Here is a 26,985-nt window from a genome sequence, read left to right as displayed (position 1 = left end):
TCTTATAGATTGTATTATAGATCTTCCAAAAATTTTTATTATGAGCGACAAAGATAGAGTCTTTATATTTGATACGACTATGCGTGATGGTGAGCAATCACCTGGCGCATCAATGAGTTTGGAAGAAAAAATTCAGATTGCTCGAGTATTTGATGAACTGGGAATTGATATTATCGAAGCGGGTTTTCCTATAGCATCACCAGGAGATTTTGAGGCAGTTTCTGAAGTTAGTAAGATTTTAAAAAATTCTATACCAGCAGGATTGTCTAGACATTCAGTAAAAGATATTGATAGAGCTTATGAAGCACTAAAGCATGCTCCTAGATTTAGAATACATACTTTTATTTCTACAAGTCCATTACATATGAAGCATAAATTAAATATGTCACCTGAAGATGTTTATGAGTCAATTGGAAAACACGTTTCTTATGCAAGAAAATTTACTGATGATGTTGAGTGGTCATGTGAAGATGGGACAAGAACTGATATGGATTATATGTGTAAAACAGTCGAGCTTGCAATTAAAAATGGAGCAACCACAATTAATATCCCAGATACTGTTGGTTATACAATACCATCTGAGTTTACAACGATCATTGAAACACTTTTAAATAAAGTTCCTAATATTGATAAAGCAATTTTATCTACTCATTGCCACAATGATTTAGGTTTAGCAGTAGCTAATTCTTTAGCTGGTGTTCAAGCAGGAGCAAGACAAATTGAATGTACTATAAATGGTTTAGGTGAGAGAGCAGGTAATGCTGCATTAGAAGAAGTTGTAATGGCAATTAAGACAAGACCAGACTTAATGCCTTACGATACTGGAATTAACACAACTTTATTAAGCAAAGCATCAAAGATAGTTTCAAATGCTACTGGATTTCCAGTCCAATATAATAAAGCAATTGTTGGAAAAAATGCATTTGCCCATGAGGCAGGCATTCATCAAGATGGAATGTTAAAAAATAGACAGACTTATGAAATTATGACCCCAGAGAGTGTTGGAGTTAAACAAACTTCATTAGTAATGGGTAAACATTCTGGTCGTCATGCTTTTAAAGATAAATTAAACAGTTTGGGTTATCCAGATTTAACAGATGATGTGGTAGGAAATGCATTTGCAAAGTTTAAGGTTTTAGCAGACAAGAAAAAACATGTTTATGATGAAGATATTATTGCATTAGTCGATGATAGTTTGATAGTTGATAATAAAGTTAGCGCAATTAACTTAAAATCATTAAAAGTATTTGCCGGCACAGGAGAACCTCAAAAAGCAGAGATGACTTTGGATGTATACGGAGATGTAAAACAAGCTTCAGAAACTGGGGATGGACCAGTTGATGCAATATTTAAATGTATAAAAACTCTTTATCCTCATGATGTAAATTTACAGCTTTATCAAGTGCATGCTGTAACTGAAGGTACTGACGCTCAAGCTACTGTTAGTGTAAAAATTGAGGAAAATGGAAAAACTACTGTAGGTCAAGCAGCAGATACTGATACTTTAGTTGCTTCTGCAAATGCTTACATAAATGCTTTAAATAAAATGATAATTAAACGAGATAAAACAGCTCCAATGGAGCAAGAAAGTCAAAAGGTAAGGGGAATATAATGGGATTATTCGATAGCGTTAAAAAGGTATGGAGCCAAGATATGGCGATTGATCTTGGAACAGCAAATACACTAGTAGTATTAAAAGGAAAAGGTGTTGTTCTTAATGAACCTTCTGTTGTTGCGATTGTTGATCAAGGCGGAAAGAAAAATGTTTTAGCTGTTGGAGATGAAGCCAAAACAATGCTTGGAAGAACCCCTGGGAACATTAGTGCTATCAGACCTTTAAGAGATGGTGTTATAGCAGACTTTATAGTTACAGAAGAGATGATCAAACACTTTATAAAAAAAGTTCATAAAGGAAGTACTTTCGCCAATCCTAGAATTTTAATATGTGTACCAACTGGTTCAACACCGGTTGAAAGAAAAGCAATTCAAGACAGCGCATTAGCTGCGGGAGCAAGAAGAGTTCAATTAATTGAAGAACCAATTGCTGCAGCTATTGGAGCTGGACTTCCGATTTCTGAAGCCACAGGGTCAATGATTGTTGACATAGGGGGTGGTACCAGTGAGATAGCAGTCATGTCACTAGGTGGATTGGTTTATTCTAAATCTTTGAGAGTTGCGGGCGATGCAATGGATACAGCAATAGTTAATTATATGAGAAAAGAATACAATTTGCTTATCGGAGATACTACTGCTGAAAAAATTAAAAAGGAAATGGGTACAGCTGTTCCAACAGGAACTAACACTTATCCAGTAAAAGGTAGAGATTTAAGATCAGGTACTCCTAAAGAAGTAAATATTACCGAGGAAGATACTGCTGAAGCACTAAATGATATATTGAAAGAAATGGTTAGTGCAATCAAAGATGCTTTAGAAAACACTCCTCCTGAATTATCCGCCGACCTAGTAGATATGGGTCTTACTTTAACAGGTGGCGGAGCTTTATTAAAAAATATTGATAAAAGATTCTCAAAGGAAACAGGTTTACCAGTACATGTTGCTGATGATCCATTGTCTTGTGTTGCAGTTGGAACTGGTAAGGCTTTGGATCAGGAAGAAACTTTTTCTACTATGTTATCTGAATATTAAAAGATGGTAAAAGGCAGAGACGACTTTGTAATTGCCTTAAGATCAGTTTTTTTAAAAAAGAAAGATCAACAAAAATTTTCGCTTATAAGCTTAATTATTTTATCTGTTGTTATAATAATTTTAAGTAATTTTAATTTTAAACCAATTCAACTTGTTAAATTAGGAATTAACGAAGTAATATATAGATCTTCTTATGTTGTATCAGTGCCAGAAAATAAAATTGATGAGGTAATATCTAAAATTAAATCACACCTAGATTTTTATAAAAATCATCAAAACCAATTAATTAAAATAGAGAATGCAGATGAGATTAAAGTATTAAATACTATTTTAACTGCTGAAAATAAAAGACTTAGAGAGTTGATTGATGAAAGCATAAATTCAGAAGATATATTTGCAAGAGTTTTAATTGACAGAGAAAGTCCATATTTAAAATCAATAGTCTTGAATAGAGGGACTAAAGACAATGTAAAAATGGGAATGGCAGTAATGGATCGAAATTATTTAGTCGGTCAGATTATTGAGGTAAATTATTCAAATTCAAGAGCTCTACTTCTGTCAGATTTAAATAGCAAAATACCAGTAGTAATTCAGCCCCCATTTCTACAAGCTGTAGCCTCTGGAACTGGTAAGGATCATGGAGTAATCGAATATACCAAAGATGAGTACAAAGAAAATCAGATTGAAAAAGAGGCTGTTGTATATACCTCTGGTCTTGCCGGTATTTTTAAACCAGGTATTCCAGTTGGTAAAATAACGAATAGTTCAGATCAACTAAGTTTTTTTTCTGATTTTGGACAATTAAGTTTTGTAAAGATTGTAGAATTTAAAATAGGGGAGGGTCAATAATGGCTTCATTGAATAAAAGCACATTTTTTAGATCATTCCTCTCATATTTGCCAATTATTCTTTTGTTTTTTTCAGTGTTTAATGAATTTGACTTTAATTATTTAAAGTTAGATTATTTTTCATTCAACTTCATTTTTATTTTAATTTTTTTTTGGACCTTAAGAAATCCAGATAACTTAGGATATTTCTCAATTTTCTTAGCAGGAATTATTAACGACGTAGTAATTGGTATTCCAATTGGAATAAACAGTTTTTGTTATTTACTAATCTGTGCCATTACCTCGTATATTAGACAAATTACACTAAGTCCAAAATTCATAAATGATTGGCTTTCTTTTATTATTGCTGTTTTGCTTATCAATTCAATTCAAGTAATAATTTTAGACTTAGTATTTTTATATCAGGTAGATTATATGGACTACTTAATAAACTCTGGTTTTACTTTTCTATTTTACCCATTATTTTTTATTTTATTTAACATTTTAAATAACAATATTTCAAATAAACAGAATGATTAGTGGTAATTCAGGTATTAGAAAAACAGACGTAATTAATAGACGGATGTTTATTATTGGTGCTGCAAAAGTAATTATTTTTACAGGAATTATAGCCAGACTTTTTTCTCTGCAAGTTAATGAAAATAAAAAATATCTTACTCTTTCAGATAAAAATAGAATTAGAGAGTGGAAGTTGCCACCAATAAGAGGCGATATAGTGGATTATTTTGGCAATGTCATAGCTGGAAATTTAAAAGTATATCAACTTCATATAATTCCTGAACAAGTTGAAAACTTCAATTATTTGTTAAGTCGATTAAAAACTCTACTTAACTTGAGTGATAAAAAAATAGAAAAAATTGTAAAATCAAAAAATAAATTAAAACCTTGGGAAAGTATTATTGTTTCTGAAAATTTATCTTGGAGTGATTTTTTAAAAATAAATAATTATTTATATGACTTAGTTGGTGTTAAACCAGTTATGACTATTTCAAGAAATTACCCTTTTAGCGAAACTTATACTCATATTCTAGGATATGTCAGCCAACCTAATGAGGAAGAGATTTTAGCTAATGAAACTGTTCAAGAAAGATTTGTTCCAGGTATGAAAATTGGAAAATTAGGTTTAGAAAAAACTTTAGAAAATTACTTGATTGGTACAAATGCTATCCAAAGATATGAAGTAAACGCTTATGGGAAAAGAATTAATCAACTTGAGCATCAAAAAGGAAAACAAGGTTTAAGAGTAAGATTAACTGTTGATACGGAGGTTCAGAAAGCTTGTGGAAAACTTTTAAATGACCGAGCTGGATCAATAAGTGTAATGGATATTTATACGGGTGATATCATAGCAATGCACTCTTCTCCATCCTACGACCCAAACAAATTTTTATTTGGTATAAGCAATGATGATTGGGCATTAATTAGAAATAATCCATTAAAACCACTAGTAAATAAGACACTTGCAGGACTTTATTCTCCAGGATCTACAATAAAACCAATTGTAGCTTTATCTGCTTTAGAAAATAAAATTGTTAGTCCAAATTTTAAAGTTAAATGCACTGGTAAGATGGAACTCTATGGACAGACTTTTCACTGTTGGAAAGAAAAAGGTCATGGATTTGTAAGTTTAAAAAATGCAATGAAACAATCATGTGATACCTATTTTTATGAAGTTGCAAGATTACTAGGAGTAGATCGATTAAATGTTACAGCTGAAAAATTTGGCCTTGGTAAAAAAGTGTTAGGAGATTATTTTGATTTTGAAAAATCAGGTTTATTTCCAAACACTAAATGGAAAAAAAATAATCTTGGAAAAGGTTGGGTTCTTGGTGAAACATTAATAACTGGAATAGGTCAAGGATACACTCAAACAACTCCACTTCAATTATGCCTTATGACAGCTCAGATTGCTAATGGAGGCTACTCTATAAAACCAAGAATAATAGTTGATAATAATGCTGTTTCTTTCGAAGAAGCTAAAAATAAATTTGAAGAAGGGCCTTTATTTTCTGAAGAAAAAAAATTATTTGAGAATCCTAAAAATATAAAAATTGTTCAAGAGGCCATGTTTAGTTCAACTAATGAATTATACGGCACATCATACAAATCTAGAATAGACGATCCAAAATATCAATTTGCTGGTAAAACTGGAACTGCGCAGGTTAAGAGAATTAGTATGCGAGAAAGAGAACTTGATCTTAAAATTGAGCAAATCCCTTATAAAGATCGAGATCACGCATTATTCGTTGCTTATGGTCCGTATATTAATCCAAGATACGCATTAAGTATTATAGTTGAGCATGGTGGCTCAGGAAGTAAAACTGCAGCACCAATTGCAAAAGAATTGTTCAAATTAATAATTGATAGAAACGATCTAAGAAATAAACAAAAAAATTTTGAGGAAATAGAAATTTGATGTTTCAACATGATAGATTAAATAACGAACTTACTTTCTGGCAAAAGGTTAAAGAGTTAGATTATATTTTACTGATAAGTATATTTTTACTTTCAATATTAAGTTTATTTGTGATGTACTCAACAGATGGAGGAGAAATTCTATTTCATACAAAAAGTCATTTTAGTAAAATAGTAGTTTTTTTCCCTTTAATGATTTTAATTGCATTTTTTAATATTAGATGGTGGCACAACTTATCATACTTGTTTTATATAGCTGTAATTCTTCTACTAATTTATGTTTCTTTTTTTGGAATAAAATCATCAGGCTCAAGAAGATGGATGGATTTATATTTATTTAATTTACAGCCATCCGAGTTAATGAAAATAGCAATTATACTTTGCTTAGCAAAATATTATCACAGGGTTAAAATTGAAAATGTAAACTCAGTTACAAGTATCATGACAGTTATTACTATAATTTTAATACCAATTATTATGGTGCTCTCACAACCAGATTTAGGAACTTCAATTCTCATTGCATCAAGTGGACTAATTGTTTTATGGCTGGGAGGCGTTAAGATAAAATATTTTATTTATTCTTTTATAGTTTTTTTAATATCACTACCTTTTGTAATTTCTTTCTTAAAGCCTTATCAAAAATTGAGAATATTGACTTTTTTAGACCCTGATAGAGATCCATTGGGCGCTGGTTATCAAATAATTCAGTCAAAAATAGCAATAGGTTCTGGTGGCTTAGAGGGCAAAGGTTTTTTAAAAGGCACGCAAAGTTATTTGGATTTTTTACCTGAAAAACATACTGATTTTATATTCACTTTATTTTCTGAAGAGTTTGGATTTATAGGATCAGTAGGGTTATTAATTTTGTATTCAATTATCATTATCAGAATTTTGAGAATAGGCGCTATCTCAAGAAGTAATTTTTCAAGGTTATTCTGTTTTGGATTTGCTTTTGCAATATTCATTTACATTGTTGTAAATCTTTCAATGGTCTTAGGTTTATTGCCAATTGTTGGTTCTCCATTACCGATAATGTCCTACGGAGGTTCCTCTATGTTAGCAACTATGATCGGATTTGGTATTGTTCTTAGCGCCAAGATAAATCACAAACAGATGATTGCTTAAAATATTTAATTTAATTAAGCATAATTTGTCACTATGAAACTTTAATTTTTTAATTGTATAAAGCCCTTATGAATAAGAACATTAAGGTTGGAATAGTTGGTGCAGGTATCCAAGGTGTATCAAATGCATTGTTCCTTCAAAAAAAGGGATTTAATGTAACAATATTTGATAGAGATAATCCAGGAAGCCAAGCTGCCTCTTATGGAAATGCAGGACATTTTTCGCCTTATGCTTCACTTTCTTTAAATAGAACTGATGTCTTAGCGGATGTTCCGGCTATGTTATTAAGTTCAACTGGTCCTCTAGCTTTAAAATGGAATTACGTTCCAAAAATGATTCCATGGTTCATGAAATTTATCATGAACACTACAAAAACTAAGATGATGCATACTGCAAAAAATATGCATCAAATTTTAGATTTAGCATTACCAGCTTATGATGAATTATTTGATGAAATAGATCTTGAAGGATTAGTGGAAAACAAAGGAATACTTTATATCTGGAATGATCAAGATTTAAAAAGTAGGGAATTAGAAATTAGAGTTAGAGATGAACTGGGAGTAAAGCAGCAACTAGTTAATAAAGCTGAAATTCATGATTTAGAACCCCATATTAAACCTTTCTATCATGCTGGAGTTTACTATCCTTATGCAAGACATGCTCGAAATCCAAAAAGAATTCTCTTAAAATTATTTGATCTATTTTTACAAAAAGGTGGAAAGTTTAACAAAGTAAATATTAAAGATATAAAATTTGATGAGGAAAAACCAATTTTTAAAACTGAAACACAAAGTTATGTTTTTGATAAAGCAGTAATTGCTTGCGGCGCTTTTTCTAAAAAATTGACTGATAATTTAGATGAAAAAATTCCTCTAGATACTGAAAGAGGATACCATGTCCATTTTAAAAACTGTGATCATTTATTAAGCCGACCAGTAATATTTTCAAACCGTGGTTTTGGAATTACACCAATGGAACAAGGATTAAGGGTAGTTGGTACAGTTGAATTTGGTGGATTAGAAAATCCTTTGTCAAAATCTAGAATAAAAAATTTAATTAATAATGCAAAATATATGCTTGGTGATTTGCCCGAGCATGAGGATGAGTGGTTGGGATTTAGACCAACTTTACCAGACTTTTTACCTGTCATGGGGCCATCAAAAAATTATAAAAATGTTTATTATTGTTTTGGACATCATCATTTAGGATGGACTTTAGGCCCAATTTCTGGAAAGATTGTTTCAGGAATGATTGCGAACGAAAATACAAACTTAGACTTAAAACCTTATAGTTCGTTAAGATTTAGCTAAGTGGGTCAGAACGCCAAAGCATATTTAATGTTGGTTTGTGCAACATTATTTTGGGCAGGCAATTTTACAATTGCGAAGTTTGCATACTTGCAAAACATACCACCAAATACTCTTTCATTTTTAAGATGGTGTCTTGTGTGGATAATTTTATTTCCCTTTACCTATCAGGAGATATTTAAATTAAAGTATAAAATTAAAGAAAATTTATCTTTATTTTTTATCCTTGGTTTTACCAGTGTTTGTATATTTACTTCATTTACTTATAATGCTTTAAATCATACCCAAGTAATTAATGCATCTCTTTTTAATACTGCAATACCAGTTACAATAATTTTAGTTTGTTTTTTGTTAAAAATTGAAAAAACAAATATTTTTCAATTATCAGGCCTGTTTATTTCTGTATTAGGTATTTTAGCTATTATCACGAGATTGGATCTTAATATTTTGCTTTCTTTAAATTTTAATAAAGGAGATTTATTTATGATAGGTGCGATAATTGCATGGGGAGTTTATTCAGCATATTTAAAAAAAAGAAATTTTGATGTTTCTCTACTTGCCCTTGTGCAAATCATATGCACTTTTGGCCTAATATTTCTTTTACCTCTATTTTTTATAGATATAATTCAAGATAAAGTTGTAGAGATAAATAGTAACTTTTTTTATATTTTATTTTATATTGCTTTGTTTCCAAGTATTGGCTCTTACTATTGTTGGGCAGGTGCTGTTGCGATAATTGGAGCTAATCGGGCAGGAGTTTTTTTATCATTAATTCCATTATTCAGCACAATTTTTGCAATTATACTTTTTAATGAAAAATTTTTATTTTTTCATTTAATTGGGTCTATTTTAATTATATTAGGTCTATTTTTATCAAACAAAAAAATTAAAAATGCTTAAAGTTGCTATATTAGATGATTACCAAAATGTTGCTCAACAATTTGTTGATTTAGAAAAATTATCTGGAAAATATGAATTTAAAATTTTCAGTGAACCTTTTGTAGACGAAGCAGACGCTATTGAACAACTAGCTGATTTTGAGGCTCTTTTGATAATGAGGGAAAGAACTCCAATTACAAAAAATCTTATTGATAATTTAAGTGATTTAAAATTTGTTATCACGAGTGGATTAAGAAATAGATCTATAGACTTAGAAGCTGCAAAAAAAAGAAAAATTTTAGTTTGCGGGACAGATATTAATATCAATCCTACTCCTGAACTTACTTGGGCACTAATTCTTGGTTTAGCTAGAAACTTTAAAGAAGAGTTTGATAATATGTATCAAGGATATTGGCAAACTACTATTGGTGTTGAGCTAAAAGGAAAAATATTAGGATTAATAGGATTGGGAAGAGTAGGAAGTGAAGTTGCAAAAATTGGAAAAGCTTTTGGAATGCAAGTTATGGCTTGGAGTGAAAATTTAAGTTTAGATAAATGCAAAGAGCTAGATGTCTTGCCATGTAGCAAAGATGATTTAATTAAGAACTCAGATGTTTTATCTATTCATGTTCAAGGTGGAGAGAGATACAAAGATTGCATAACATTAAAAGAGTTAGACAATATGAAGAAGACAGCTTTTTTAATTAATACCTCAAGAGGTCCAATAGTTAATGAAGATGATTTGATTATAGCATTATCAACTAATGAAATTGCTGGAGCTGGAATTGATGTTTATGAAAAAGAGCCTTTGCCTGAAAATAATAAATTAAGATTTTTACCTAACGCTTTGTTAACTCCACATATAGGATATGTAACAGCAGAAAATTACAGTATTTTTTACAATCAAATGATTGAGGGATTAGAGGCTTGTGTTAATGGAAAGCCAATTAGAGTTTTAGAGTAACCATGGAGTTACCAGTTGTAAATCACGAAGATTATTTTGCAAAAATTGGAGATGATCATAAATTTCCAATAAAGAAATTTAGTGAACTTGCAAATTATTTAATTAAAAAAAACGTAGTCAAAAAGTTTCACAAACCTTATCCATGCTCATCTGAAACATTAAAGTTTGCTCACTCTGAAAAATATATAAGCGATATCAAAAATAAAACTTTAGATAAAGATGGTGTTAAAAAAATAGGTTTTCCTTTGGTAGATAGTGTTGTTAAGAGATCTTTGGTTGCAACAGGAGGTACTGTTTTGGCATCAAAACTTGCAATTAATTATGGAATTTCTTGTAATACGGCTGGGGGGAGTCACCACGCTAATTACAATGGTGGTGCTGGTTTCTGTGTATTTAATGATGTAGCGGTTGCAGCTCATTATTTACTTAACAGGGGTCTGGCCAATAGAATTTTAATTGTAGATCTTGATGTTCATCAAGGAAATGGCAATTCAGATATTTTTAAAGAAAATAGAAACGTTTTTACATTTAGCATGCATTCAAAAACTAATTATCCTGCAAAAAAATCTATTAGTGATTTAGACGTAGAACTAGAAGATAACACAGAGGATGATACTTACATCAAAACGTTAAAGCACTATTTAACAGAGTTAAATCAAGAAAATTTTGATTTTGTTTTTTATATTGCAGGAGTAGATATTCATTTTAATGATCGATTAGGTAAATTAAAAATTTCCGATCAAGGTGTAAAATTAAGAGATGAGCTAGTAATAGAAAATTTTTATTCAAAAAGAATACCTTTTTGTGGAGTTTTAGGAGGAGGATACAATAAAGATTTTGAAAAATTAGTAGAATTGCACTCTATACTGCATCAAACTTGTGCTAAATATATTTAAATGACAAAAAAAATTAATCCAAACCTGACAGCAGAACAAAAATTAATTTTGTTTGAGGAAGGCACAGAACTTGCTGGATCAAGTGAACTTAATCATGAAAAAAGAGAAGGAAGTTTTCATTGCGCAAATTGTGGTGAGAAATTATTTGATTCAAATTCTAAATATGAAAGTGGATCTGGTTGGCCATCCTTTTATGAATCTTTGCCAGATGTATTTGAAACAAAAACAGATTATCATTTAGGTTATGGAAGAACAGAATATCATTGTAAAAAATGTGGTGGTCACCATGGACATATATTCGATGATGGTCCAGAACCAACAGGGAAAAGATATTGTAATAATGGTGTCTGTTTAGTTTTTAAACCAAAAGTTTAAAAATAATTTTAATTTTTTAACAAATCTTGAAGTTTATTTTCTTTTTCTAGAGCTCTTACTTCGTCATAGCCACCTATATGCTGCTCATCAAAAAAAATTTGTGGAATTGTTCTTTTTCCATTTGCTTTTTTAATCATTTCATCCATTGCGCCTTCAACTTTTGAAATGTCAATTTCGGTATATGGAGCGTTGTTTCTTGTTAATAATCTTTTCGCAGCTTCGCAATAGTTACATAGCGGACCTGTATACATAGTAATTTTTTTCATGACCTATAGATAGTCACCTTTTTTAATTTTACTAGTGATTTCTTTTCTAGAATATTCAAATTTTTTCCTATGCTTAATGCTTTTTTGATTTACTCTTTTTCTCCACAATCTAAATGAAGAAGGTTTTAGAGATCTTCTCATAATTTTAATTACATCAGATTCTCGCTTACCTGTTTTTTTTTCAATTTCCTCAAAAGTAATGCGGTCTGCCCAAGCTGCCCAAATTACCCAGTCTGGGTCGTCAATGTTGGGTTCAGGATTCTTAACTTTGGTAACCGGGGTGTACCCTTTTTTTTTCATAAACCCTTTATATTTGAAAAAAAAATTTAATGCATTTTTTTTACCCTCTGATATTATTACCTAGATAGTCCTTCTTAGCCATCTTTAGCTCCCGGTTTTTAAGGACTATCTTCTCTTTAAAAATATGCTTCCTTTAGAATTTATACTCTACTTACAAATCATCATTTTTTTGTTCATTACCCCTGGTACTCCAAGAATAGTTATAATTTCTTATTCAATGAATTATGGTGTAGGGAAATGTGTTTGGTCAGCACTTGGTGATGTTACTGCAAATTTAATTCAAGCGACTTTGGTAATTTTTGTAATAGGTTCTTTTTTTTCAGAAAATTCATTAATTCTTAATATTTTCAAATGGATTGGAGTTCTTTACATTTTGTATCTTGCTTATGATATTTATAAGTCTCGCCCAAAAAACTTAAAAGATAAGGAAGAAATTACAAAAAGCAATTTATCTTTTTTTAGAGATGGGTTTTTAGTTGCAGGAACTAGCCCTAAGGCATGGATGTTTTTTCCTTTTATATTTCCACAATTTATTGATTTTAGTTCTAATCTTTTAAGTCAATTTATAATTTTAATTACAACTTACATTGTATTAGATTTTTTATCCTTGATTGGTTATGCAATACTTGCACAAAAATTGATTAAATGGATTACTGCAAATCCGAAAACTATTAATACAATTTCAGCGAGTGTTTTAGTCATTATTGCTGGAATTATTGTTATTACACAACAGTATTAAACTCATACTATGTCTTTATTCCCACTTGCATTGTGTGAAAATTGTTTATTTAATTAGTTTTTAATTAATTAAAGGGGAAATAAAATGAAGTTAAATAAAATAATTTTAAGTTTTGTTTCTGCATTAGTAATTTTATTTTCAACTTCTGTTGCATCTTTTGCAAAAGTAGTTGGTGACAAAATTATTTTAGGTGCTGCAATTTCCTTAACTGGTAAGTACTCATCAAATGGTGTTCATACTCAAAATGGTTATAACATGGCCGTTGACAGAATTAATAGCATGGGTGGTGTAAAAGTTGGTGGAAAAACTTATAAGTTTGACATTATCTATTACGATGATGAATCAAACCCTAAGAGAGCTGCACAGCTTGCAGAAAGATTAATTTCACAAGATGGTGTTGAGTTTATGCTTGGCCCATACAGTTCAGGTCTTACAAAAGCTATTGCACCTGTAACTGAAAAATATGGTGTTCCAATGGTAGAGGCGAATGGTGCTTCTAGATCTTTGTTTACCAAAGGTTACAAATATCTATTTGCAGTATTAGCTCCGGCAAACTTATATCTTGATGTAGCAATTGAAACAGCAGTTGAGCTAAATGGTGGAAAACCAGTAAGAATTGCTCAAGCATTTGAACAAGATGCTTTTTCACAAGATGTTAGATTAGGTATTTTAGATGCCGCAGAAAGAACTGGATCTGAAATCATCATCGATGACAAACTGCCTAAAGAGTTAAATGATATGGCTGCAACTTTGGTTAAAGTTAAACAAATGAAACCAGATGTTCTAGTTGTATCAGGTCATACTAAAGGTGCATTGACTGCAGTAAGACAAATTGCCGAAATGAAGGTTGATGTTCCGATGTTGGCTATGACTCACTGTGATGCAGCGAAATTATCAAAACAACATGGTGCTAATTCTCAGTATGCACTATGTGCTTCTCAATGGCATAAATCTCTAACTTATAAAGATGATTTCTTTAAGGATGGAATGACCTATGCTGCAGACTTTGAGAAAGAGTTTGGATATGATCCACCTTACCAATCTGCTGAGTCTTCAGCTGCGTTATTGGTGTTCAAAGATGCATTTGAAAGAGCCAATTCTTTTGATCAAAAGAAAGTAAGAGATGCTCTTGCAGCTACTAACATGCAAACATTCTATGGAAATATTAAATTTGCACCTGGCGGTCAGAACGTTGATAAGCCAATGGTACTTTTCCAAGTAATGTGTGATGATGCTGGTAAGTGTGAAAACAAAGTTGTTGCTCCATTAAAATGGGCATCTGCTAAGTTAATTCACCCAATGCCCAAGTGGTCTGAAAGATAATAATTAAAAATTGAGCCCCCTAGTAATAGGGGGCTTTTTTTTATATAAACCAAATAAAATTTTATGGATTTTCTTGTATTTCAATACCCAATGATAACTGTTCAAGCTTGCTTGGATGGTATTCTTTTAGGAGTATTGTTCGCATTAATTGCTTATGGAATGGCACTTCAATGGGGTGTTATGAATATAATTAATATTGCTCAAGGAGATCTTGTTATTTTAGGAGGATACATTGCGTACTTTATGTATCTTTACGGTATTCATCCAGCATGGGGAGTAATTGTTGCTCCAATTATAATGTATTTTGTAGGTATTGCGATCTATAAACTGGTTATAAATAAAGTAGTCGATAGAGATTTATTTATCTCAATTTTAGCTACATTTGGAATAAGTATTTTATTCATGCAATTAATGAACTTTGCATTTGGTGCAGATGTTGTACTTGCAAATTCACATTATGGTACAACTATGTTGTTTGATAATAATGTTGTTCTTCCTAATTCAAAAATATTTTCAGCATTTATAAGTATTTTATTTGCAGTTTGCTTAGTGATTTATATGAAAAAATCTAAGCTTGGACGAGCAATTAGAGCAACTGCTCAAAATGCACGTGCTGCAAAAATTTTAGGTGTAGATACTGAAAAAGTATATGCAGCAACTTTTGGAATTAATGCTGCTTTATGTGGTGTAGCTGGAGCTTTAATCTCTATAACGTTCACTATTCACCCATATATGGGATTACCTTATACCATTAGATCTTTTATGATTGTAATTGTTGCTGGTTTAGGAAATTTACCAGGAGTTGCAATGTCAGGTATGGGATTAGGAGTTTTTGAGGAATTTGCAGATTATATTTTAGGAACAGAATTTAGAATTGGATCAGTGTTTTTATTACTAGTATTAATTTTAGTTTATCGAAGATTTAAACTTTCAAGAAAGAGAGAGTACTTAAAATGAGGAAAGTTAAAATCAATGATAATCAAGGTCAAACGGTTGAAGTTGACATAGATAAATTTAAAAAACACTTAGATGAATATCATTCATCAGGCTCAAGTGTACATGATGAAGATGGTCATTATTTTACAGTAGATCAAAATTTCAGAGAAAAAATTAATAGTCTATATGAACAAAAATAATTTAATACTTTATATAGGAATTTTAATATTTGGTTTAGCAGCACCATTTATATTTCCAGCATTTAAAGTACAATTATCAATTCTTTGCATTCTAATTGTTCTTGCAACTACTTGGAATATTCAAGGAGGAGAGATGGGCTACAATACATTTGGAAATATTTTGTTCTATGGACTTGGTATGTATTTGTGTGCTTCAGTTCAGGTTGGAATGTTTTTTCCATTAGCAGAATGGACAGAAAGTGGTGGTGAAAAAACATTTGTACATACTCCTACACAATTTTTCCAAGGTATGGCGATGGGACTTGTTGTTGCTGCAGTAGTTCCAACTGTTGTAGCTGGTTTAATTGGTTATGCAATTTTAGGATTGAGAGGTCACTACTTTGCTATTTGTACTCTAGGATTAGGAGTAGCTGCTGGTGAAATTTCTGGAGGAATTGAAATTATTGGAGCAGGACAAGGTTTTACTACCCCACCTTTTCCTAATGTAGGAGGCTTAGAAGCTAGAGGAGAATTCTTTTACTTTTTAAGTTTTATAGTTTTAGTTTTGACATTTATAACTGTGAAAGCGATTTACTCTACTAGATTTAAGTTAATCCTTAATGCAATCAGAGACAATGAAGACAAGGCTGAAGCTATGGGAATTGCAACAATGAAATATAAAATTATTGGTTGGATGATTTCTGCATTTTTCTGTGGTCTGGCAGGAGGAATAATGGGTGGACTAGTTGGATATATCGACTCAACAGATGTTGCTTTTGATGGAAGAGAAATGGGAGTGTTCATGGTTTTAATGGCAATATTAGGTGGTAAAGGAACTCTTTGGGGACCAGTTATCGGTGCAACAATATTCCATATTTTTAAAGAAGGATTTTGGACATTCTTCCTAGGCTGGCAGTATGTAGCCTTGGGAGTATTAATTGTGGTGATCGTAATTTATTTCCCTGAGGGATTAATGGGATGGTTAAGAGAAAAATATCCTCACAGATTTGGAGAGGTAGTTGATGAAGCTGATCGAAAGGCTCAGGTAGAGATAAAATGAGTATTTTAGAAGTTAATAATGTTAGTAAATCTTTTGGAGGAGTAAAAGCTAATGTAGATATCTCCATGTCAGTTGAAAAAGGTAAAATAGTAGGATTAATTGGCCCAAATGGATCAGGAAAAACAACTTTATTTAATTCAATTGTAGGCACTTATCCAATAGACCAGGGTTCAATTAAATTTAATGGAAAAGAAGTTTCTGAACTTCCTGTTCCCGTAATAGCAAAGCTAGGTTTATTAAGAACATTTCAACAAACAAGAATATATGGAAAACTGAACTGCATTGACAATATGCTAATTAGCCATAAGGGTAGCGATGAAAACATATTAAAACTGTTTTCAAAAATACCTCAAGAGCTTACAGAAAAAGCAGAAAATTTACTAAATTTTGTTGGTTTATATCAAAAGAGAAAACTTAGAGCAGGTGATTTATCTTTTGGACAACAAAAACTTTTAGAACTTGCTATGGCATTAATGAATGAACCGGAAATGCTTTTACTAGATGAACCAACAGCAGGAATAAATCCAACTTTAATCAATGGAATTATTGATAGATTGATAAAAGTAAATCAAGATTTTGGTATCACTCTTTTGGTTATTGAACACAATATGAGAGTGATTATGCAATTAGCGGAGAATATATTTTGTTTAGCTCACGGTAAAATGTTAGCAAATGGTTCACCAGATGAAATTAAAAACGATAAGCGTGTTATCGATGCATATCTAGGAGCCCAATAATGTCAAATCAATATGAAGTTTTAGGAAAAGCTCCAACACCAGAAGATTTAAAAAAACTATCTCCAAATGAAATACATCTTACAATTAAAAATTTAAATGCTGGGTATGGTAAAATGGAAATTTTACATAATTTTGATTTATTCGTGAACAAAGCACAATCATTGTGTTTGATTGGACCAAACGGAGCTGGTAAATCTACAATTCTTCACTCAATTTATGGATTTACAAACATCTTCTCTGGTCAAATTGAAATAGAAGGAAAAGAAATTACAAATCTTACGCCAGCTGAAAAATTAAAATCAGTTGGAATTGCATATATCTTACAAGACAATTCTGTATTCCCAGATATGACAGTTGAAGAAAACTTATTAATGGGTGGATATATTAAAGATAAAACTGAAGAGTCTTTTGAAGAAGCTGAAAGAATTTTAGAAAAATACGAGAGATTAAGAAATAGAAGAAATCAGCCTGCTAAAGTTTTATCAGGTGGTGAAAGAAGATTGTTAGAAATCTCTAGAGCTTTAGTCATGAAACCATCCGTTCTATTAGTTGATGAACCTTCAATTGGTTTAGAACCTAGATATATTGATATGGTTTTTGAAATTTTGAGAGATCTTCAACAAAATGAAAAGAAAACTATTATATTAGTTGAACAAAATGCCAAAAAAGGACTAGAATTTGCAGACATTGGATATGTATTAGTATCTGGACAAACTGCAATTGCTGGCAAAGGGGATGAGTTATTGCAAAACCCTGATGTTGGTAGACTATTCCTTGGCGGCTAATGATAAATAAAGATTTCTTTTTTAAAGGCTATAAATCAATACTAGCTCACGATAGTCCGGCAATAGCTTTAGGTTGTTGTTTTATTGCTATAGGAGCTCTTTTAAAAAATCTTGGCTTCAATATTCAAGAAAGCATTTTTTCTACCATGCTGACTTATGCATTGCCAGGATCTCTAGTTATGGCAGAGTCTTTATTGGTTGGCGCTTCTTTGTTAAATATTTTTTTAGCAGTTTGGTTTGTTAATGCTCGTTTATATCCAATGGCTGTTTCTTTGTTTCCATTAATGATGCATGAAGATCAACCAAAGTGGAAATATTATTTTTCATGCCATTTCATAGCTGTATCAGCTTGGTTGATTATGAAGAGTAATTATAAGACTATTCCAGAAAAATATAGAATTGATTATTGGATAGGGATTGGAAGCGCTACTTGGAGTGTTGCTGTAATTGGGACTTTAATAGGTTTTTATTTTTCAGAATATTTAAACAAAGAAATGATGATGGGTTTAGCTATTTTAAATCCTGTATATTTTTTATGCATGATGGTAGGAGTGTCAAAAACAAGACAAGTAACTTTATCAGTTTTACTTGGAATTATTTTGGGACCTGTTTTTTATTTTTTTTCACCTGAATGGTCTATTTTATTAGGTGGAGTAGTTGGTGGCACTATTGCTTACTTAATAGGAGAAAAAAATGTCAACTAGTATCGTTTTAGCAATTTTGGTGACATCCCTTGCAACTTTTTTATCAAGATTTCTTGGAGCAATAAGCTCAGAAGGCATAAAAGAAACTTCTAAGATATTTAAATGGTTTAACTGTTTAGCTTATGCAACTTTAGCAGCCCTAATTGCAAGAACAATAATTTTTCCAGTTGGTGTAATGGATGACTCAAGCTACTTAGTAAGATTTGTTGTTGTTGTACTATCCTTAACTGTTTTTTTTATTTCTAAAAAAAATTATGTTTATCCCACAATTTTCTCTGCCATAAGTATGGCAATATTAGTTAATTATTTCTAAATAAAATTGATTTATTAAAAAACTTAACTTAAGGTTTCTTATGGAAAAAATACCTGGTTTAGAAATTCAAGAACATGATAAATCAAAAAGAATTTTGAATATTAAAATTACTGATGAGATTATTAAGAAATTAGTTTTTCCATTTAATAAATTTGACTTAACAGCTTTAGAACTAAAGCCTTTTACAAGGTTTACAATAGCAAAAAGTTTAGATGATTTAACAGAAAATAAACTTAGTAAACTAATGAACTCGATAATTAGAGATCGTTCAACTGGTTGTTTTATAATTGGACCAAAAAATATTTCACCAAAAATTAATGATAAATTTTTAGTAAAATTATCAACAGCTATTGCCTATTTAATTGGAAATCCTAACCATGATTCAATGGCAGGAAAATACTATGCTCGTTTTCATGTTAAACACGAAGACGCGAGTGACTCTTATTTAAGAAAAGCTTACCGTAATATGGATCTTCATACAGATGGAACTTATGTTAAAGAAATTACTGATTGGTTAATTATGACAAAGTTAGAAGAAGAAAATGTAGAGGGTGGAGAGACTGCGATGTTGCATTTAGATGATTGGGAACATTGCAAAGAATTATCAAATGATCCTGTTGGTAAACAAGATTTTCTTTGGAGTTCACCTAAGAGTAAAAATGTAGATTATAAAGTCGAGCATCCAGTTTTTTCTTCAGATGATAAAGGAAGACCACATATTTCATATATAGACCAATTTCCTGAACCAAAAAACATGGAACAAGGTAATTTTTTACAAAGATTATCTGATGCTCTGGAAGGAAGTGAAAATAAAGTAATTACAAAGTTGCCAGTTGGTTGCTCTATAATTGCAAATAATTATTTTTGGCTTCATGGAAGAAAACCTTTCAAAGAAAATAAAGAATTAAGCAGAGAATTGTTGAGAATTAGAGGATCTTTTTTTGTTAATTAATTCAATATAATCAATATAAAGTAACCAAAATATTATGATTTTAGGTTTTATTGGTACGGGTAAAATTGCATCTTCAGTAATAACTGGAATATGTAAATCTAACCTTAAATATAAAAAAATAATAATTTCTCCAAGGAATAAGCAGATTGCCAAAAGTTTAAAAAAAAAGTTCAAAAAAATAGTTATTGCTAAAGATAATCAACAAATTGTTGATCAATCTACTTGGGTATTTTTATCTATTACACCTACGGTGGGAGAGAAGATAATTAAAGATTTAAAATTTAAGTCTAGTCAAACAATTGTTAGCTTTATATCTACGATAACTCTATCACAATTAAAAAAAGCCATTAAAGTAAAAGCAAAAATAGTAAGAGCAATTCCTTTGCCACCAATATCATTAAAGAAAGGACCAGTTCCAATTTGTCCTCCAAATTCAAAAGTGAAAGCTTTTTTTAATCATTTAGGAACTACTGTAGAAATCAAAAATGAAAAATCTTCAATAAACTTTTGGTCTACTTCTGGAATGATGGCACCTTTTTATGAAATGCAAAGAGTAATGTCTGATTGGTTAGTTAAAAAAGGAGTAAAAAGAAATAATGCTCAAAAATATATAACTTCTTTGTTTTTAGCTTTGTCAGAAGATGCAGTTATACATTCTAAAGAAAACTTAAGAGAGTTAGTTAAAGAGTCGCAAACACCTAAGGGATTAAATGAGCAGGGTGTAAATGAATTGTCAAAATCTGGTTTTTATAAATCATTAGAGAAAACTTTAAATAGCATTTACAAAAGATTAGATAAATAAATGTCTGATAATATTTTAGAGATAAATAATTTATCAAAGTATTTTGGAGGACTTGCTGCAGTTTCTGATTGTTCTATAAAAGTTAAAAGAGGAACTATCACAGGTATAATTGGACCAAACGGATCTGGCAAAACAACTTTATTTAATTTAATTGCAGGAAATTTAAAATCTTCAGGTGGGAGTGTAACATTTGATGAAGAAAATATCACAGATGTTCCATCTTATGAATTATTTTCAAAAGGATTACTTAGAACTTTTCAAATAGCTCATGAGTTTTCAAATTTGTCTGTTCTAGAAAACTTGATGATGGTTCCAGGAAATCAATCAGGTGAAAAGCTAATGACAGCTTTATTCAAGCCAGGGTTAGTTGCAAAAGAGGAAGCAGAAGTTAAAGAAAAAGCAAAAGAAGTAGTTGAATTCTTAAATCTAGGGCATTTGTCAAATGAGCTTGCAGGAAATCTTTCTGGAGGTCAAAAAAAATTGTTAGAACTTGGAAGAACTATGATGGTTGATGCAAAATTAGTATTACTGGATGAAGTAGGGGCAGGAGTAAATAGAACTTTATTAAAAGATCTCGGCACTGCAATCGAAAAGCTAAATAAAGAAAAAGGTTATACTTTTTGTATGATTGAGCATGATATGGATTTTATAGGGAGATTATGTGATCCTGTGATTGTTATGGCTGAAGGTTCGGTTTTATTTGAGGGTACGGTTGATGAAGCTAAAAAAGATGAAAAGGTAATAGAAAGTTATCTTGGCAGAGGATCAAAATTAAAGGATGAAGTTTAATGGCATATTTTGAGGGAATAGAGATGACTGGTGGTTATGGAAATGGACCAGATATAATTAATTCTTGTTCTGTTGAAGTAAACAAAGGAGAAATTGTTTCTATTCTAGGACCTAATGGTGCTGGAAAATCTACAGCTATGAAAGCAATGTTAGGTTTATTAAATTTAAAATCTGGATCAGTTAAAATTGATGGTAAGGATATTTCAAAACTTTCTCCACAGGATCGAGTTAAACAAGGAATTTCATTTGTTCCTCAAACAAAAAATGTTTTTGCGGGAATGACGGTTGAGGAAAATTTAGAAATGGGCGCCTTTTTAGTAAACTCTGAGATAAAAAATATTATTGAGGAAATTTACGAACTATTTCCAATCCTTAGAGAAAAAAGAAACCAAATGGTAGGTGAATTATCTGGTGGTCAAAGACAACAAGTTGCACTTGGAAGAGCGTTAATGATTAAACCGACAGTACTAATGTTAGATGAACCAACTGCAGGGGTATCACCAATTGTTATGGATGAATTGTTTGATCATATCGTTAAAGTAAAAAGAACTAATGTTGCTATTTTAATGGTAGAGCAAAATGCTAAACAAGCATTAAATATTTCTGATAGAGGCTATGTATTGGTTACTGGAGAAAATCGTTATTCAGGAACAGGCAAAGAATTATTGAACGATCCAAGAGTAAGAAGCTCTTTCTTAGGAGGATAGTATGGATCTTATTAATGCAATAATTCTTTTACTAAATTATATTTTTATTCCAGGACTTACTTACGGTTCTCAATTAGCTTTAGGTGCAATTTTTGTTACTTTAATTTATGGAATTCTGAGATTTGCTAATTTTGCAACTGGAGACATGATGTCATTTGGAACCATGATGACAATATTATTCACTTGGTATTTTCAATCTTTAGGTATTTCTCTTGGAGTTCTGCCTACAGCATTAATTGCACTTCCATTTGGTATTTTTTTTATGATCCTATACATGCTTACAATCGATAAATTTGTTTTTAAGTATTACAGAACTCAAAAAAGTCCCCCAGTTCAGTTTGCTATGGTTAGTATCGGTGTGATGTTTGTGACCCAAGCAGTTGTTAGAATTATAATAGGTCCAGGAGATAGAAGGTTTTTTGATGGAGAAAAATTCATTATCAAGGCTAGAGAATTTAAAGAAATGACAGGTTTAAACGAAGGACTTGCCCTTAAATCTACTCAAGTCATTACTATTTTTGTTACAATAGTTTTAGTCTCTTTATTATTTTGGTTTTTAAATAAAACTAAAACAGGAAAAAGTATGAAAGCTTACTCGGATAACGAAGATCTTGCTTTGCTTTCAGGTATAGATCCTAAAAAAATAGTATTGGTAACTTGGGTAATTGCAGGAATTTTAGCTACTATTGGAGGAGCTCTTTACGGTTTAGATAAAAGTTTTAAACCTTTCACTTATTTTAATAATATGCTTCCTATTTTTGCTGCAGCAATTGTTGGAGGAATTGGAAATCCTTTTGGTGCATTTTTGGGTGGCTATGTGATTGCTTTTTCAGAAATTTTATTAACTTATGCATATAAGAAATTTTTTATGTATATATTACCTGAAAGTATGGAGCCAGAGGGCTTAGTTCAGTTACTTTCGACAGATTACAAATTTGCAGTTTCATTTTCAATCTTGGTGATTGTGTTACTTTATAGACCATCAGGGATATTCAAAGGGAAAGTATTGTGAGAAAAAATTTAAACGTTATTGCAGCATACAGTATCATGATGGTCCTAATCCTATTAGTTGGAATTTTTCAATCATGGAATATTGCATTATCTATATTTAATCTTTGCTTAATTTCAGCAGTTATGACCATGGGTGCAAATATACAATGGGGTTATGCGGGTTTAATTAATTTTGGAATAATGGGATACACTGCTTTAGGGGGTCTTGCTGCAGTAATAATTTCAGTTGATCCAGTTCAAGAAGCATGGAGAGCTGGTGGATTTGATATTTTAATGTGCTTATGGCTCATCATTGTAATGGTTTTAGTTATAAGATTTATTTTGAAAAATTTTGAAAAATCAAAATTAAGAACTTACAGTATTGCAGCTCTAATTATTGCAGCTATCATAATTATCAGAGTCACAGCGGAACCAGGTATTGAAAAAATTGAAGCTGTAAATCCTGCAACAACTGGTTTTCTTGGCGGGTTTGGTTTACCTATAATTTTCTCCTGGATCGTAGGTGCATTATTTGCTGGAGGTTTAGCTTTTATAGTAGGAAAAGTTGCCTTAGGTTTAAGAGCTGATTATTTAGCAATTGCAACATTATTGATTTCAGAAATTGTAATAGCAATAATTAAGCATGAAGACTGGTTAACTAGAGGTGTTAAAAATGTTATTGGCTTAAAGAGGCCAGCTCCATATGAGGTCAATCTGCAGACCACTGATTGGTTTATAAATTTAGTAGAAAAGTTTAAATCTAGTAAGTTAGATCTAATTACTGATTTATCCGAAAGACAAGCAGCGTTAAATCAATTCGTAATAGAAGGCTCTTCAATATTTGTTAAACTTTGTTACTCAGGTTTATTTTTAGTTGTCGTTATAATACTTTTAATTCTTACGCAGAAAGCTCTTTATTCTCCATGGGGAAGAATGATGAGAGCAATAAGAGATAATGAAGAAGCCGCAAATGCTATGGGTAAAAATGTTGTGAAACAACATTTGCTAATATTTATTTTAGGTTCAGCAATTGTTGGAATTGCAGGAGCAATGCTAGTAACTCAGGATGGATTATTTACACCAGGAAGTTATAGACCAATGAGATATACATTCTTAATTTGGGTAATGGTAATTGTTGGAGGAAGTGGAAACAATTTTGGTGCAATTTTAGGTGGCTTTGTTGTATGGTTTTTATGGATCGAAGCAGCACCAATTTCAATGTTTTTAATTAACTTCTTTACAGCAGGTATTCCTGAAACAAACGCTATCAAAGCTCATCTTATTGAAAGTGTTCCTTATTTTAGATTTTTATTGATGGGTTTAGGTTTGTTATTCATAATGAGGTACCGACCTAAAGGTATACTTCCAGAAAAAATAGAAATAAAATAATTAAACATGAAATATATTATTTTAGGTGCTGCAATTGCTTGGGCTATGTATATGGCTGACAAGTATATGTTTTAATGAACAGAAATCTTTCGCTACTTATTTCAAGTCAGGTTTTTGGTTTCACAGCAGCCAATGTAACAGTTTTTTTAAGTGGAATAATCGGAAGTCAGCTTTCAACTATTAAATCACTAGCCACTTTTCCTCCTTCAATATATGTAGTTGGTATAGCAATCTCTACTATTTTTGCTGCAAAAGTTATGTCAATTATTGGCAGACGTTTAGGTTTTGTTTTGGCATCTATAGGTAGTTCTTTAGCTTGTTTACTTGCTGCTTACTCAATTTTCATTAATAGCTTTATAATATTTTCATTTTCTTGTTTTTTGCTTGGTACTGGAATGGCTTTCATACATCAATATAGATTTGCAGCAGCTGAAACAGTTGAAAAAGATAAAGCACCCAAAGCAGTTTCTATGCTTTTGTTAGCTGGAATTGTCTCTGCATTTATAGGAATTACTCTAGCAAATAAAACAAAAGATTTGATTAGTGATCATGTTTATGTTGGATCGTATATTGCTTTAGCATGTCTTACTATTATGCCTGCAATTTTTTTAAGTTTTTATAAAAATTCAAAAATTATTGACAAAAATAATTCAACATATTCCAATGTTAGGACTTACAAAGAATTTGTTTCTGATCCAAAATTTTTACAAGCAATGGTAGCTGCTACTTTTGGTTATGTGGTTATGGCATTTTTAATGACAGCTACTCCAATTAGTATGCATTATGTCCATAAATTAAGTGTAGACAAAGTTGGACTGGTTATCCAATTTCACGTACTTGGAATGTTTCTTCCATCATTGTTCACGGGTAACCTAATAAAGAGATTTGGTTTTTCAAAAATAATGTACATGGGAGTTTTTTTTTATGCTTTGACAATATCATTAAGCTTATTTGAACCAACTTTTATAAATTATTTTGCCTCATTGATATTTTTAGGTATAGGATGGAATTTTCTATATATCTCAGGAACCAGCTTATTAGTTACCACCTACAATGAGCAAGAAAAATTTAAAGCCCAAGGATTTAATGATCTAATAGTTTTTTCTGCTACAGCAATTGGAAGTTTATCAGCAGGAATTTTAATTTCATTGTTGAGTTGGAAAATAGTAAATTTTATGTGTATTCCTTTTTTGATAATTATTTTATTTGTAATTTTGAGAGCAGATATAAAAAAAGCCCCAGCAAACTAATTTACCAGGGCTTTTTAAAATAAGATTTAAATTATCTTTGTTTTTTAGTTTTGAATTTTCCGCCTTTAACTTCTTGCTCTAAGAAAGAACCTTCAGCTTCACCAACTTCAGTAAAAGATACTCCAGTAGCACCTTCATAATTTATCTTTTTACCTTTTGCTAGTAAGTCTAAACCTTTCTTTAATTCACCTGGGTAGATTTTAGTACCAGGAGCGTTAGCAACATCCATTACATTTTTTGCAATAGATGCTCTGTCAGCAGAATTACCTGCTTGCATTGCAAGAACGATTAAAGCAGCTGCATCGTAAGACTCTCCAGTGTAAGGACCAGATGAATCTATACCACCAGCTTTTGCAACTTCTGCAAATACACCAGCACCTTTACCAGTAGAACCTGGTAGAGATCCAAATGATTTGCTTAAGTCTTTACCAAATGCATCAACTAATGATTGACCAATCATACCATCTGATAAAACAAAAGTATCAAACGCACCAGAGTCTAAAGAAGCCTGAATAATTCCTTTTCCTCCTTGGTCAAGATAACCAATAACTGCTACAGCATCACCACCAGCAGAAGCAAGAGTTGCTACTTCTGATGAGTAATCTGCTTTACCATCTTCATGAGCAGTTACAGTTGTAACTTTAATACCATGAGCTTCAACTGCTGCTTTATAAACATCAGCTAAACCTTTTCCATAGTCATTGTTAGTATAAGTAATTGCAACACTTTTTACTTTTCTGTCTTTAGTAATGTCAGCTAAGATTTGACCACCTCTAGCATCTGATGGAGCAGTTCTAAAGAAATATCCATTATCATCTAGAGTAGTTAATCCTGGAGAAGTTGCTGAAGGTGAAATCATTACTACACCGTTTGGTACAGCAACATTTGTTGCAATAGCACCTGTTACACCTGAACAGTCAGCTCCCATAATTGCAGCTACACCACCTGAAATTAAACCTTCAGCTGCTGCTGTTGCTGCTGCTGAGTCAACACAAGTTGAGTCTGCTCTCATTGCTTCAATTTTTTTTCCACCAAGTAATGAACCTGAATCTGAAGCTTCTTTAAATGCAAGCTCTGCAGATGCAGCCATAGCTGGAGTAAGAGATTCAATAGGACCTGTAAATCCTAAAATGATTCCCATTTTGATTGAATGTCCGTCTGCCATAACGTTTGAACCAAAGCTTGATACAAACATAAATGCAGCGATAAATAGTTTTCTCATTATCTTCCTCTTTATTGTTAACAATTTATAAAATCTAATTTAAGTATGAATAATCTGAATATTCAATGACAAAATTGGCTTATTTTA

At 31.3% G+C, this 26,985-nt stretch carries 30 protein-coding genes; 27 read left to right on the top strand and 3 right to left on the bottom strand.

What is annotated here, in order from left to right:
- Window positions 1-40 precede the first annotated feature (40 nt).
- From ACTTA0_RS07110 to msrB, 11 genes are all read left to right on the top strand, one after another.
- The gene (locus ACTTA0_RS07110) at window positions 41-1,612 is read left to right on the top strand and encodes a 2-isopropylmalate synthase (protein WP_440672092.1); all 1,572 of its coding nucleotides are present in this window, start codon (window positions 41-43) and stop codon (window positions 1,610-1,612) included.
- Window positions 1,612-2,646, top strand: a complete 1,035-nt coding sequence (locus ACTTA0_RS07105; RefSeq protein WP_262590321.1) for a rod shape-determining protein — start codon at window positions 1,612-1,614, stop codon at window positions 2,644-2,646. Before ACTTA0_RS07110 ends, ACTTA0_RS07105 begins: the two co-directional genes overlap by 1 nt.
- 3 nt (window positions 2,647-2,649) lie before the next feature.
- On the top strand, window positions 2,650-3,495 hold the full coding sequence (mreC, locus tag ACTTA0_RS07100; RefSeq protein ID WP_440676559.1) for a rod shape-determining protein MreC: 846 nt from the start codon (window positions 2,650-2,652) through the stop codon (window positions 3,493-3,495).
- Window positions 3,495-4,013, top strand: a complete 519-nt coding sequence (mreD, locus tag ACTTA0_RS07095; RefSeq protein WP_440676558.1) for a rod shape-determining protein MreD — start codon at window positions 3,495-3,497, stop codon at window positions 4,011-4,013. The genes mreC and mreD overlap by 1 nt, the downstream gene beginning before the upstream one ends.
- Window positions 4,006-5,910 carry a penicillin-binding protein 2 gene (gene mrdA, locus ACTTA0_RS07090; RefSeq protein ID WP_440676557.1) on the top strand — a complete coding sequence of 635 codons (1,905 nt, stop codon included), beginning with the start codon at window positions 4,006-4,008 and terminating at the stop codon, window positions 5,908-5,910. The genes mreD and mrdA overlap by 8 nt, the downstream gene beginning before the upstream one ends.
- Entirely contained in the window at window positions 5,910-7,034 is a 1,125-nt protein-coding gene (gene rodA / locus ACTTA0_RS07085; protein WP_440618100.1) for a rod shape-determining protein RodA, read from the top strand. The genes mrdA and rodA overlap by 1 nt, the downstream gene beginning before the upstream one ends.
- 68 nt (window positions 7,035-7,102) lie before the next feature.
- Window positions 7,103-8,344, top strand: a complete 1,242-nt coding sequence (locus tag ACTTA0_RS07080) for an NAD(P)/FAD-dependent oxidoreductase (protein WP_440676556.1) — start codon at window positions 7,103-7,105, stop codon at window positions 8,342-8,344.
- On the top strand, window positions 8,345-9,241 hold the full coding sequence (locus tag ACTTA0_RS07075) for a DMT family transporter (RefSeq protein ID WP_440676555.1): 897 nt from the start codon (window positions 8,345-8,347) through the stop codon (window positions 9,239-9,241).
- Window positions 9,234-10,184, top strand: a complete 951-nt coding sequence (locus tag ACTTA0_RS07070) for a D-2-hydroxyacid dehydrogenase family protein (RefSeq protein WP_440676554.1) — start codon at window positions 9,234-9,236, stop codon at window positions 10,182-10,184. The genes ACTTA0_RS07075 and ACTTA0_RS07070 overlap by 8 nt, the downstream gene beginning before the upstream one ends.
- A gap of 2 nt (window positions 10,185-10,186) precedes the next feature.
- The gene (locus ACTTA0_RS07065) at window positions 10,187-11,080 is read left to right on the top strand and encodes a histone deacetylase family protein (RefSeq protein WP_440676553.1); all 894 of its coding nucleotides are present in this window, start codon (window positions 10,187-10,189) and stop codon (window positions 11,078-11,080) included.
- Entirely contained in the window at window positions 11,081-11,455 is a 375-nt protein-coding gene (gene msrB, locus ACTTA0_RS07060) for a peptide-methionine (R)-S-oxide reductase MsrB (RefSeq protein WP_440657045.1), read from the top strand. It begins immediately after the preceding gene.
- An 8-nt stretch (window positions 11,456-11,463) separates the two neighbouring features.
- On the opposite strand, the gene grxC is transcribed toward msrB, so the two are convergent.
- Window positions 11,464-11,721 carry a glutaredoxin 3 gene (grxC, locus tag ACTTA0_RS07055; RefSeq protein WP_440653768.1) on the bottom strand — a complete coding sequence of 86 codons (258 nt, stop codon included), beginning with the start codon at window positions 11,719-11,721 and terminating at the stop codon, window positions 11,464-11,466.
- A gap of 3 nt (window positions 11,722-11,724) precedes the next feature.
- On the bottom strand, window positions 11,725-12,021 hold the full coding sequence (locus ACTTA0_RS07050) for a TIGR03643 family protein (protein ID WP_440676552.1): 297 nt from the start codon (window positions 12,019-12,021) through the stop codon (window positions 11,725-11,727).
- Window positions 12,022-12,145: 124 nt separating this feature from the next.
- Here ACTTA0_RS07050 and ACTTA0_RS07045 point away from each other — a divergent pair, with 124 nt between their 5' ends.
- The 16 genes from ACTTA0_RS07045 (at window position 12,146) to ACTTA0_RS06970 (ending at window position 25,676) form a co-directional block, all read left to right on the top strand.
- Window positions 12,146-12,760 carry a LysE family translocator gene (locus tag ACTTA0_RS07045; RefSeq protein ID WP_440634279.1) on the top strand — a complete coding sequence of 205 codons (615 nt, stop codon included), beginning with the start codon at window positions 12,146-12,148 and terminating at the stop codon, window positions 12,758-12,760.
- 84 nt (window positions 12,761-12,844) lie between these two features.
- Entirely contained in the window at window positions 12,845-14,083 is a 1,239-nt protein-coding gene (locus tag ACTTA0_RS07040; protein ID WP_075506247.1) for an amino acid ABC transporter substrate-binding protein, read from the top strand.
- A gap of 63 nt (window positions 14,084-14,146) precedes the next feature.
- Window positions 14,147-15,040, top strand: a complete 894-nt coding sequence (locus ACTTA0_RS07035; protein WP_075506246.1) for a branched-chain amino acid ABC transporter permease — start codon at window positions 14,147-14,149, stop codon at window positions 15,038-15,040.
- Window positions 15,037-15,219: a hypothetical protein gene (locus tag ACTTA0_RS07030; RefSeq protein WP_075506245.1), complete on the top strand. Its 183-nt coding sequence runs from the start codon at window positions 15,037-15,039 to the stop codon at window positions 15,217-15,219. The genes ACTTA0_RS07035 and ACTTA0_RS07030 overlap by 4 nt, the downstream gene beginning before the upstream one ends.
- Window positions 15,206-16,258, top strand: coding sequence for a branched-chain amino acid ABC transporter permease (locus ACTTA0_RS07025; RefSeq protein ID WP_440676551.1), 1,053 nt, complete (start codon window positions 15,206-15,208; stop codon window positions 16,256-16,258). The genes ACTTA0_RS07030 and ACTTA0_RS07025 overlap by 14 nt, the downstream gene beginning before the upstream one ends.
- A complete protein-coding gene (locus tag ACTTA0_RS07020; RefSeq protein ID WP_023854239.1) occupies window positions 16,255-16,995 on the top strand; it encodes an ABC transporter ATP-binding protein in 741 nt (246 codons plus the stop codon). The genes ACTTA0_RS07025 and ACTTA0_RS07020 overlap by 4 nt, the downstream gene beginning before the upstream one ends.
- Entirely contained in the window at window positions 16,995-17,780 is a 786-nt protein-coding gene (locus ACTTA0_RS07015) for an ABC transporter ATP-binding protein (RefSeq protein ID WP_262590331.1), read from the top strand. The genes ACTTA0_RS07020 and ACTTA0_RS07015 overlap by 1 nt, the downstream gene beginning before the upstream one ends.
- On the top strand, window positions 17,780-18,484 hold the full coding sequence (locus tag ACTTA0_RS07010; protein ID WP_440676550.1) for an AzlC family ABC transporter permease: 705 nt from the start codon (window positions 17,780-17,782) through the stop codon (window positions 18,482-18,484). The genes ACTTA0_RS07015 and ACTTA0_RS07010 overlap by 1 nt, the downstream gene beginning before the upstream one ends.
- The gene (locus tag ACTTA0_RS07005; RefSeq protein WP_440634281.1) at window positions 18,474-18,797 is read left to right on the top strand and encodes an AzlD domain-containing protein; all 324 of its coding nucleotides are present in this window, start codon (window positions 18,474-18,476) and stop codon (window positions 18,795-18,797) included. The genes ACTTA0_RS07010 and ACTTA0_RS07005 overlap by 11 nt, the downstream gene beginning before the upstream one ends.
- A gap of 40 nt (window positions 18,798-18,837) precedes the next feature.
- Window positions 18,838-19,749, top strand: a complete 912-nt coding sequence (gene glaH, locus ACTTA0_RS07000; RefSeq protein WP_075506239.1) for a glutarate dioxygenase GlaH — start codon at window positions 18,838-18,840, stop codon at window positions 19,747-19,749.
- Window positions 19,750-19,783: 34 nt separating this feature from the next.
- Complete coding sequence (locus ACTTA0_RS06995) at window positions 19,784-20,551, top strand: pyrroline-5-carboxylate reductase (protein WP_440676549.1); 768 nt, start codon at window positions 19,784-19,786, stop codon at window positions 20,549-20,551.
- Window positions 20,552-21,340 (top strand): ABC transporter ATP-binding protein, encoded by a 789-nt coding sequence (locus ACTTA0_RS06990; protein WP_440651772.1) that lies wholly within the window; start codon window positions 20,552-20,554, stop codon window positions 21,338-21,340. It begins immediately after the preceding gene.
- Window positions 21,340-22,047, top strand: coding sequence for an ABC transporter ATP-binding protein (locus tag ACTTA0_RS06985; RefSeq protein ID WP_262590337.1), 708 nt, complete (start codon window positions 21,340-21,342; stop codon window positions 22,045-22,047). Before ACTTA0_RS06990 ends, ACTTA0_RS06985 begins: the two co-directional genes overlap by 1 nt.
- A gap of 1 nt (window position 22,048) precedes the next feature.
- On the top strand, window positions 22,049-23,059 hold the full coding sequence (locus ACTTA0_RS06980; protein ID WP_075506237.1) for a branched-chain amino acid ABC transporter permease: 1,011 nt from the start codon (window positions 22,049-22,051) through the stop codon (window positions 23,057-23,059).
- Window positions 23,060-23,094: 35 nt separating this feature from the next.
- Window positions 23,095-24,426, top strand: coding sequence for a branched-chain amino acid ABC transporter permease (locus tag ACTTA0_RS06975; protein WP_440676634.1), 1,332 nt, complete (start codon window positions 23,095-23,097; stop codon window positions 24,424-24,426).
- Between the two features lie 74 nt (window positions 24,427-24,500).
- Window positions 24,501-25,676: an MFS transporter gene (locus ACTTA0_RS06970; protein WP_440676548.1), complete on the top strand. Its 1,176-nt coding sequence runs from the start codon at window positions 24,501-24,503 to the stop codon at window positions 25,674-25,676.
- A 31-nt stretch (window positions 25,677-25,707) separates the two neighbouring features.
- Here ACTTA0_RS06970 and ACTTA0_RS06965 read toward each other — a convergent pair whose 3' ends face one another.
- Window positions 25,708-26,898: an ABC transporter substrate-binding protein gene (locus ACTTA0_RS06965; protein WP_075506235.1), complete on the bottom strand. Its 1,191-nt coding sequence runs from the start codon at window positions 26,896-26,898 to the stop codon at window positions 25,708-25,710.
- Window positions 26,899-26,985: the final 87 nt, after the last annotated feature.

This window comes from Candidatus Pelagibacter sp. HIMB1593, from assembly GCF_052047755.1.
GTDB lineage: Bacteria > Pseudomonadota > Alphaproteobacteria > Pelagibacterales > Pelagibacteraceae > Pelagibacter.
Note: the sequence above shows the minus strand (reverse complement) of the source record. Positions and strands in the feature narration are given on the sequence as shown.

Coding starts and splice junctions, on each gene's coding strand:
- ACTTA0_RS07110 (WP_440672092.1), top strand. CDS start 41: ATGAGCGACAAAGATAGAGTCTTTATATTTGATACGACTATGCGTGAT.
- ACTTA0_RS07105 (WP_262590321.1), top strand. CDS start 1,612: ATGGGATTATTCGATAGCGTTAAAAAGGTATGGAGCCAAGATATGGCG.
- mreC (WP_440676559.1), top strand. CDS start 2,650: ATGGTAAAAGGCAGAGACGACTTTGTAATTGCCTTAAGATCAGTTTTT.
- mreD (WP_440676558.1), top strand. CDS start 3,495: ATGGCTTCATTGAATAAAAGCACATTTTTTAGATCATTCCTCTCATAT.
- mrdA (WP_440676557.1), top strand. CDS start 4,006: ATGATTAGTGGTAATTCAGGTATTAGAAAAACAGACGTAATTAATAGA.
- rodA (WP_440618100.1), top strand. CDS start 5,910: ATGTTTCAACATGATAGATTAAATAACGAACTTACTTTCTGGCAAAAG.
- ACTTA0_RS07080 (WP_440676556.1), top strand. CDS start 7,103: ATGAATAAGAACATTAAGGTTGGAATAGTTGGTGCAGGTATCCAAGGT.
- ACTTA0_RS07070 (WP_440676554.1), top strand. CDS start 9,234: ATGCTTAAAGTTGCTATATTAGATGATTACCAAAATGTTGCTCAACAA.
- ACTTA0_RS07065 (WP_440676553.1), top strand. CDS start 10,187: ATGGAGTTACCAGTTGTAAATCACGAAGATTATTTTGCAAAAATTGGA.
- msrB (WP_440657045.1), top strand. CDS start 11,081: ATGACAAAAAAAATTAATCCAAACCTGACAGCAGAACAAAAATTAATT.
- grxC (WP_440653768.1), bottom strand. CDS start 11,721: ATGAAAAAAATTACTATGTATACAGGTCCGCTATGTAACTATTGCGAA.
- ACTTA0_RS07050 (WP_440676552.1), bottom strand. CDS start 12,021: ATGAAAAAAAAAGGGTACACCCCGGTTACCAAAGTTAAGAATCCTGAA.
- ACTTA0_RS07045 (WP_440634279.1), top strand. CDS start 12,146: ATGCTTCCTTTAGAATTTATACTCTACTTACAAATCATCATTTTTTTG.
- ACTTA0_RS07040 (WP_075506247.1), top strand. CDS start 12,845: ATGAAGTTAAATAAAATAATTTTAAGTTTTGTTTCTGCATTAGTAATT.
- ACTTA0_RS07035 (WP_075506246.1), top strand. CDS start 14,147: ATGGATTTTCTTGTATTTCAATACCCAATGATAACTGTTCAAGCTTGC.
- ACTTA0_RS07030 (WP_075506245.1), top strand. CDS start 15,037: ATGAGGAAAGTTAAAATCAATGATAATCAAGGTCAAACGGTTGAAGTT.
- ACTTA0_RS07025 (WP_440676551.1), top strand. CDS start 15,206: ATGAACAAAAATAATTTAATACTTTATATAGGAATTTTAATATTTGGT.
- ACTTA0_RS07020 (WP_023854239.1), top strand. CDS start 16,255: ATGAGTATTTTAGAAGTTAATAATGTTAGTAAATCTTTTGGAGGAGTA.
- ACTTA0_RS07015 (WP_262590331.1), top strand. CDS start 16,995: ATGTCAAATCAATATGAAGTTTTAGGAAAAGCTCCAACACCAGAAGAT.
- ACTTA0_RS07010 (WP_440676550.1), top strand. CDS start 17,780: ATGATAAATAAAGATTTCTTTTTTAAAGGCTATAAATCAATACTAGCT.
- ACTTA0_RS07005 (WP_440634281.1), top strand. CDS start 18,474: ATGTCAACTAGTATCGTTTTAGCAATTTTGGTGACATCCCTTGCAACT.
- glaH (WP_075506239.1), top strand. CDS start 18,838: ATGGAAAAAATACCTGGTTTAGAAATTCAAGAACATGATAAATCAAAA.
- ACTTA0_RS06995 (WP_440676549.1), top strand. CDS start 19,784: ATGATTTTAGGTTTTATTGGTACGGGTAAAATTGCATCTTCAGTAATA.
- ACTTA0_RS06990 (WP_440651772.1), top strand. CDS start 20,552: ATGTCTGATAATATTTTAGAGATAAATAATTTATCAAAGTATTTTGGA.
- ACTTA0_RS06985 (WP_262590337.1), top strand. CDS start 21,340: ATGGCATATTTTGAGGGAATAGAGATGACTGGTGGTTATGGAAATGGA.
- ACTTA0_RS06980 (WP_075506237.1), top strand. CDS start 22,049: ATGGATCTTATTAATGCAATAATTCTTTTACTAAATTATATTTTTATT.
- ACTTA0_RS06975 (WP_440676634.1), top strand. CDS start 23,095: ATGATGGTCCTAATCCTATTAGTTGGAATTTTTCAATCATGGAATATT.
- ACTTA0_RS06970 (WP_440676548.1), top strand. CDS start 24,501: ATGAACAGAAATCTTTCGCTACTTATTTCAAGTCAGGTTTTTGGTTTC.
- ACTTA0_RS06965 (WP_075506235.1), bottom strand. CDS start 26,898: ATGAGAAAACTATTTATCGCTGCATTTATGTTTGTATCAAGCTTTGGT.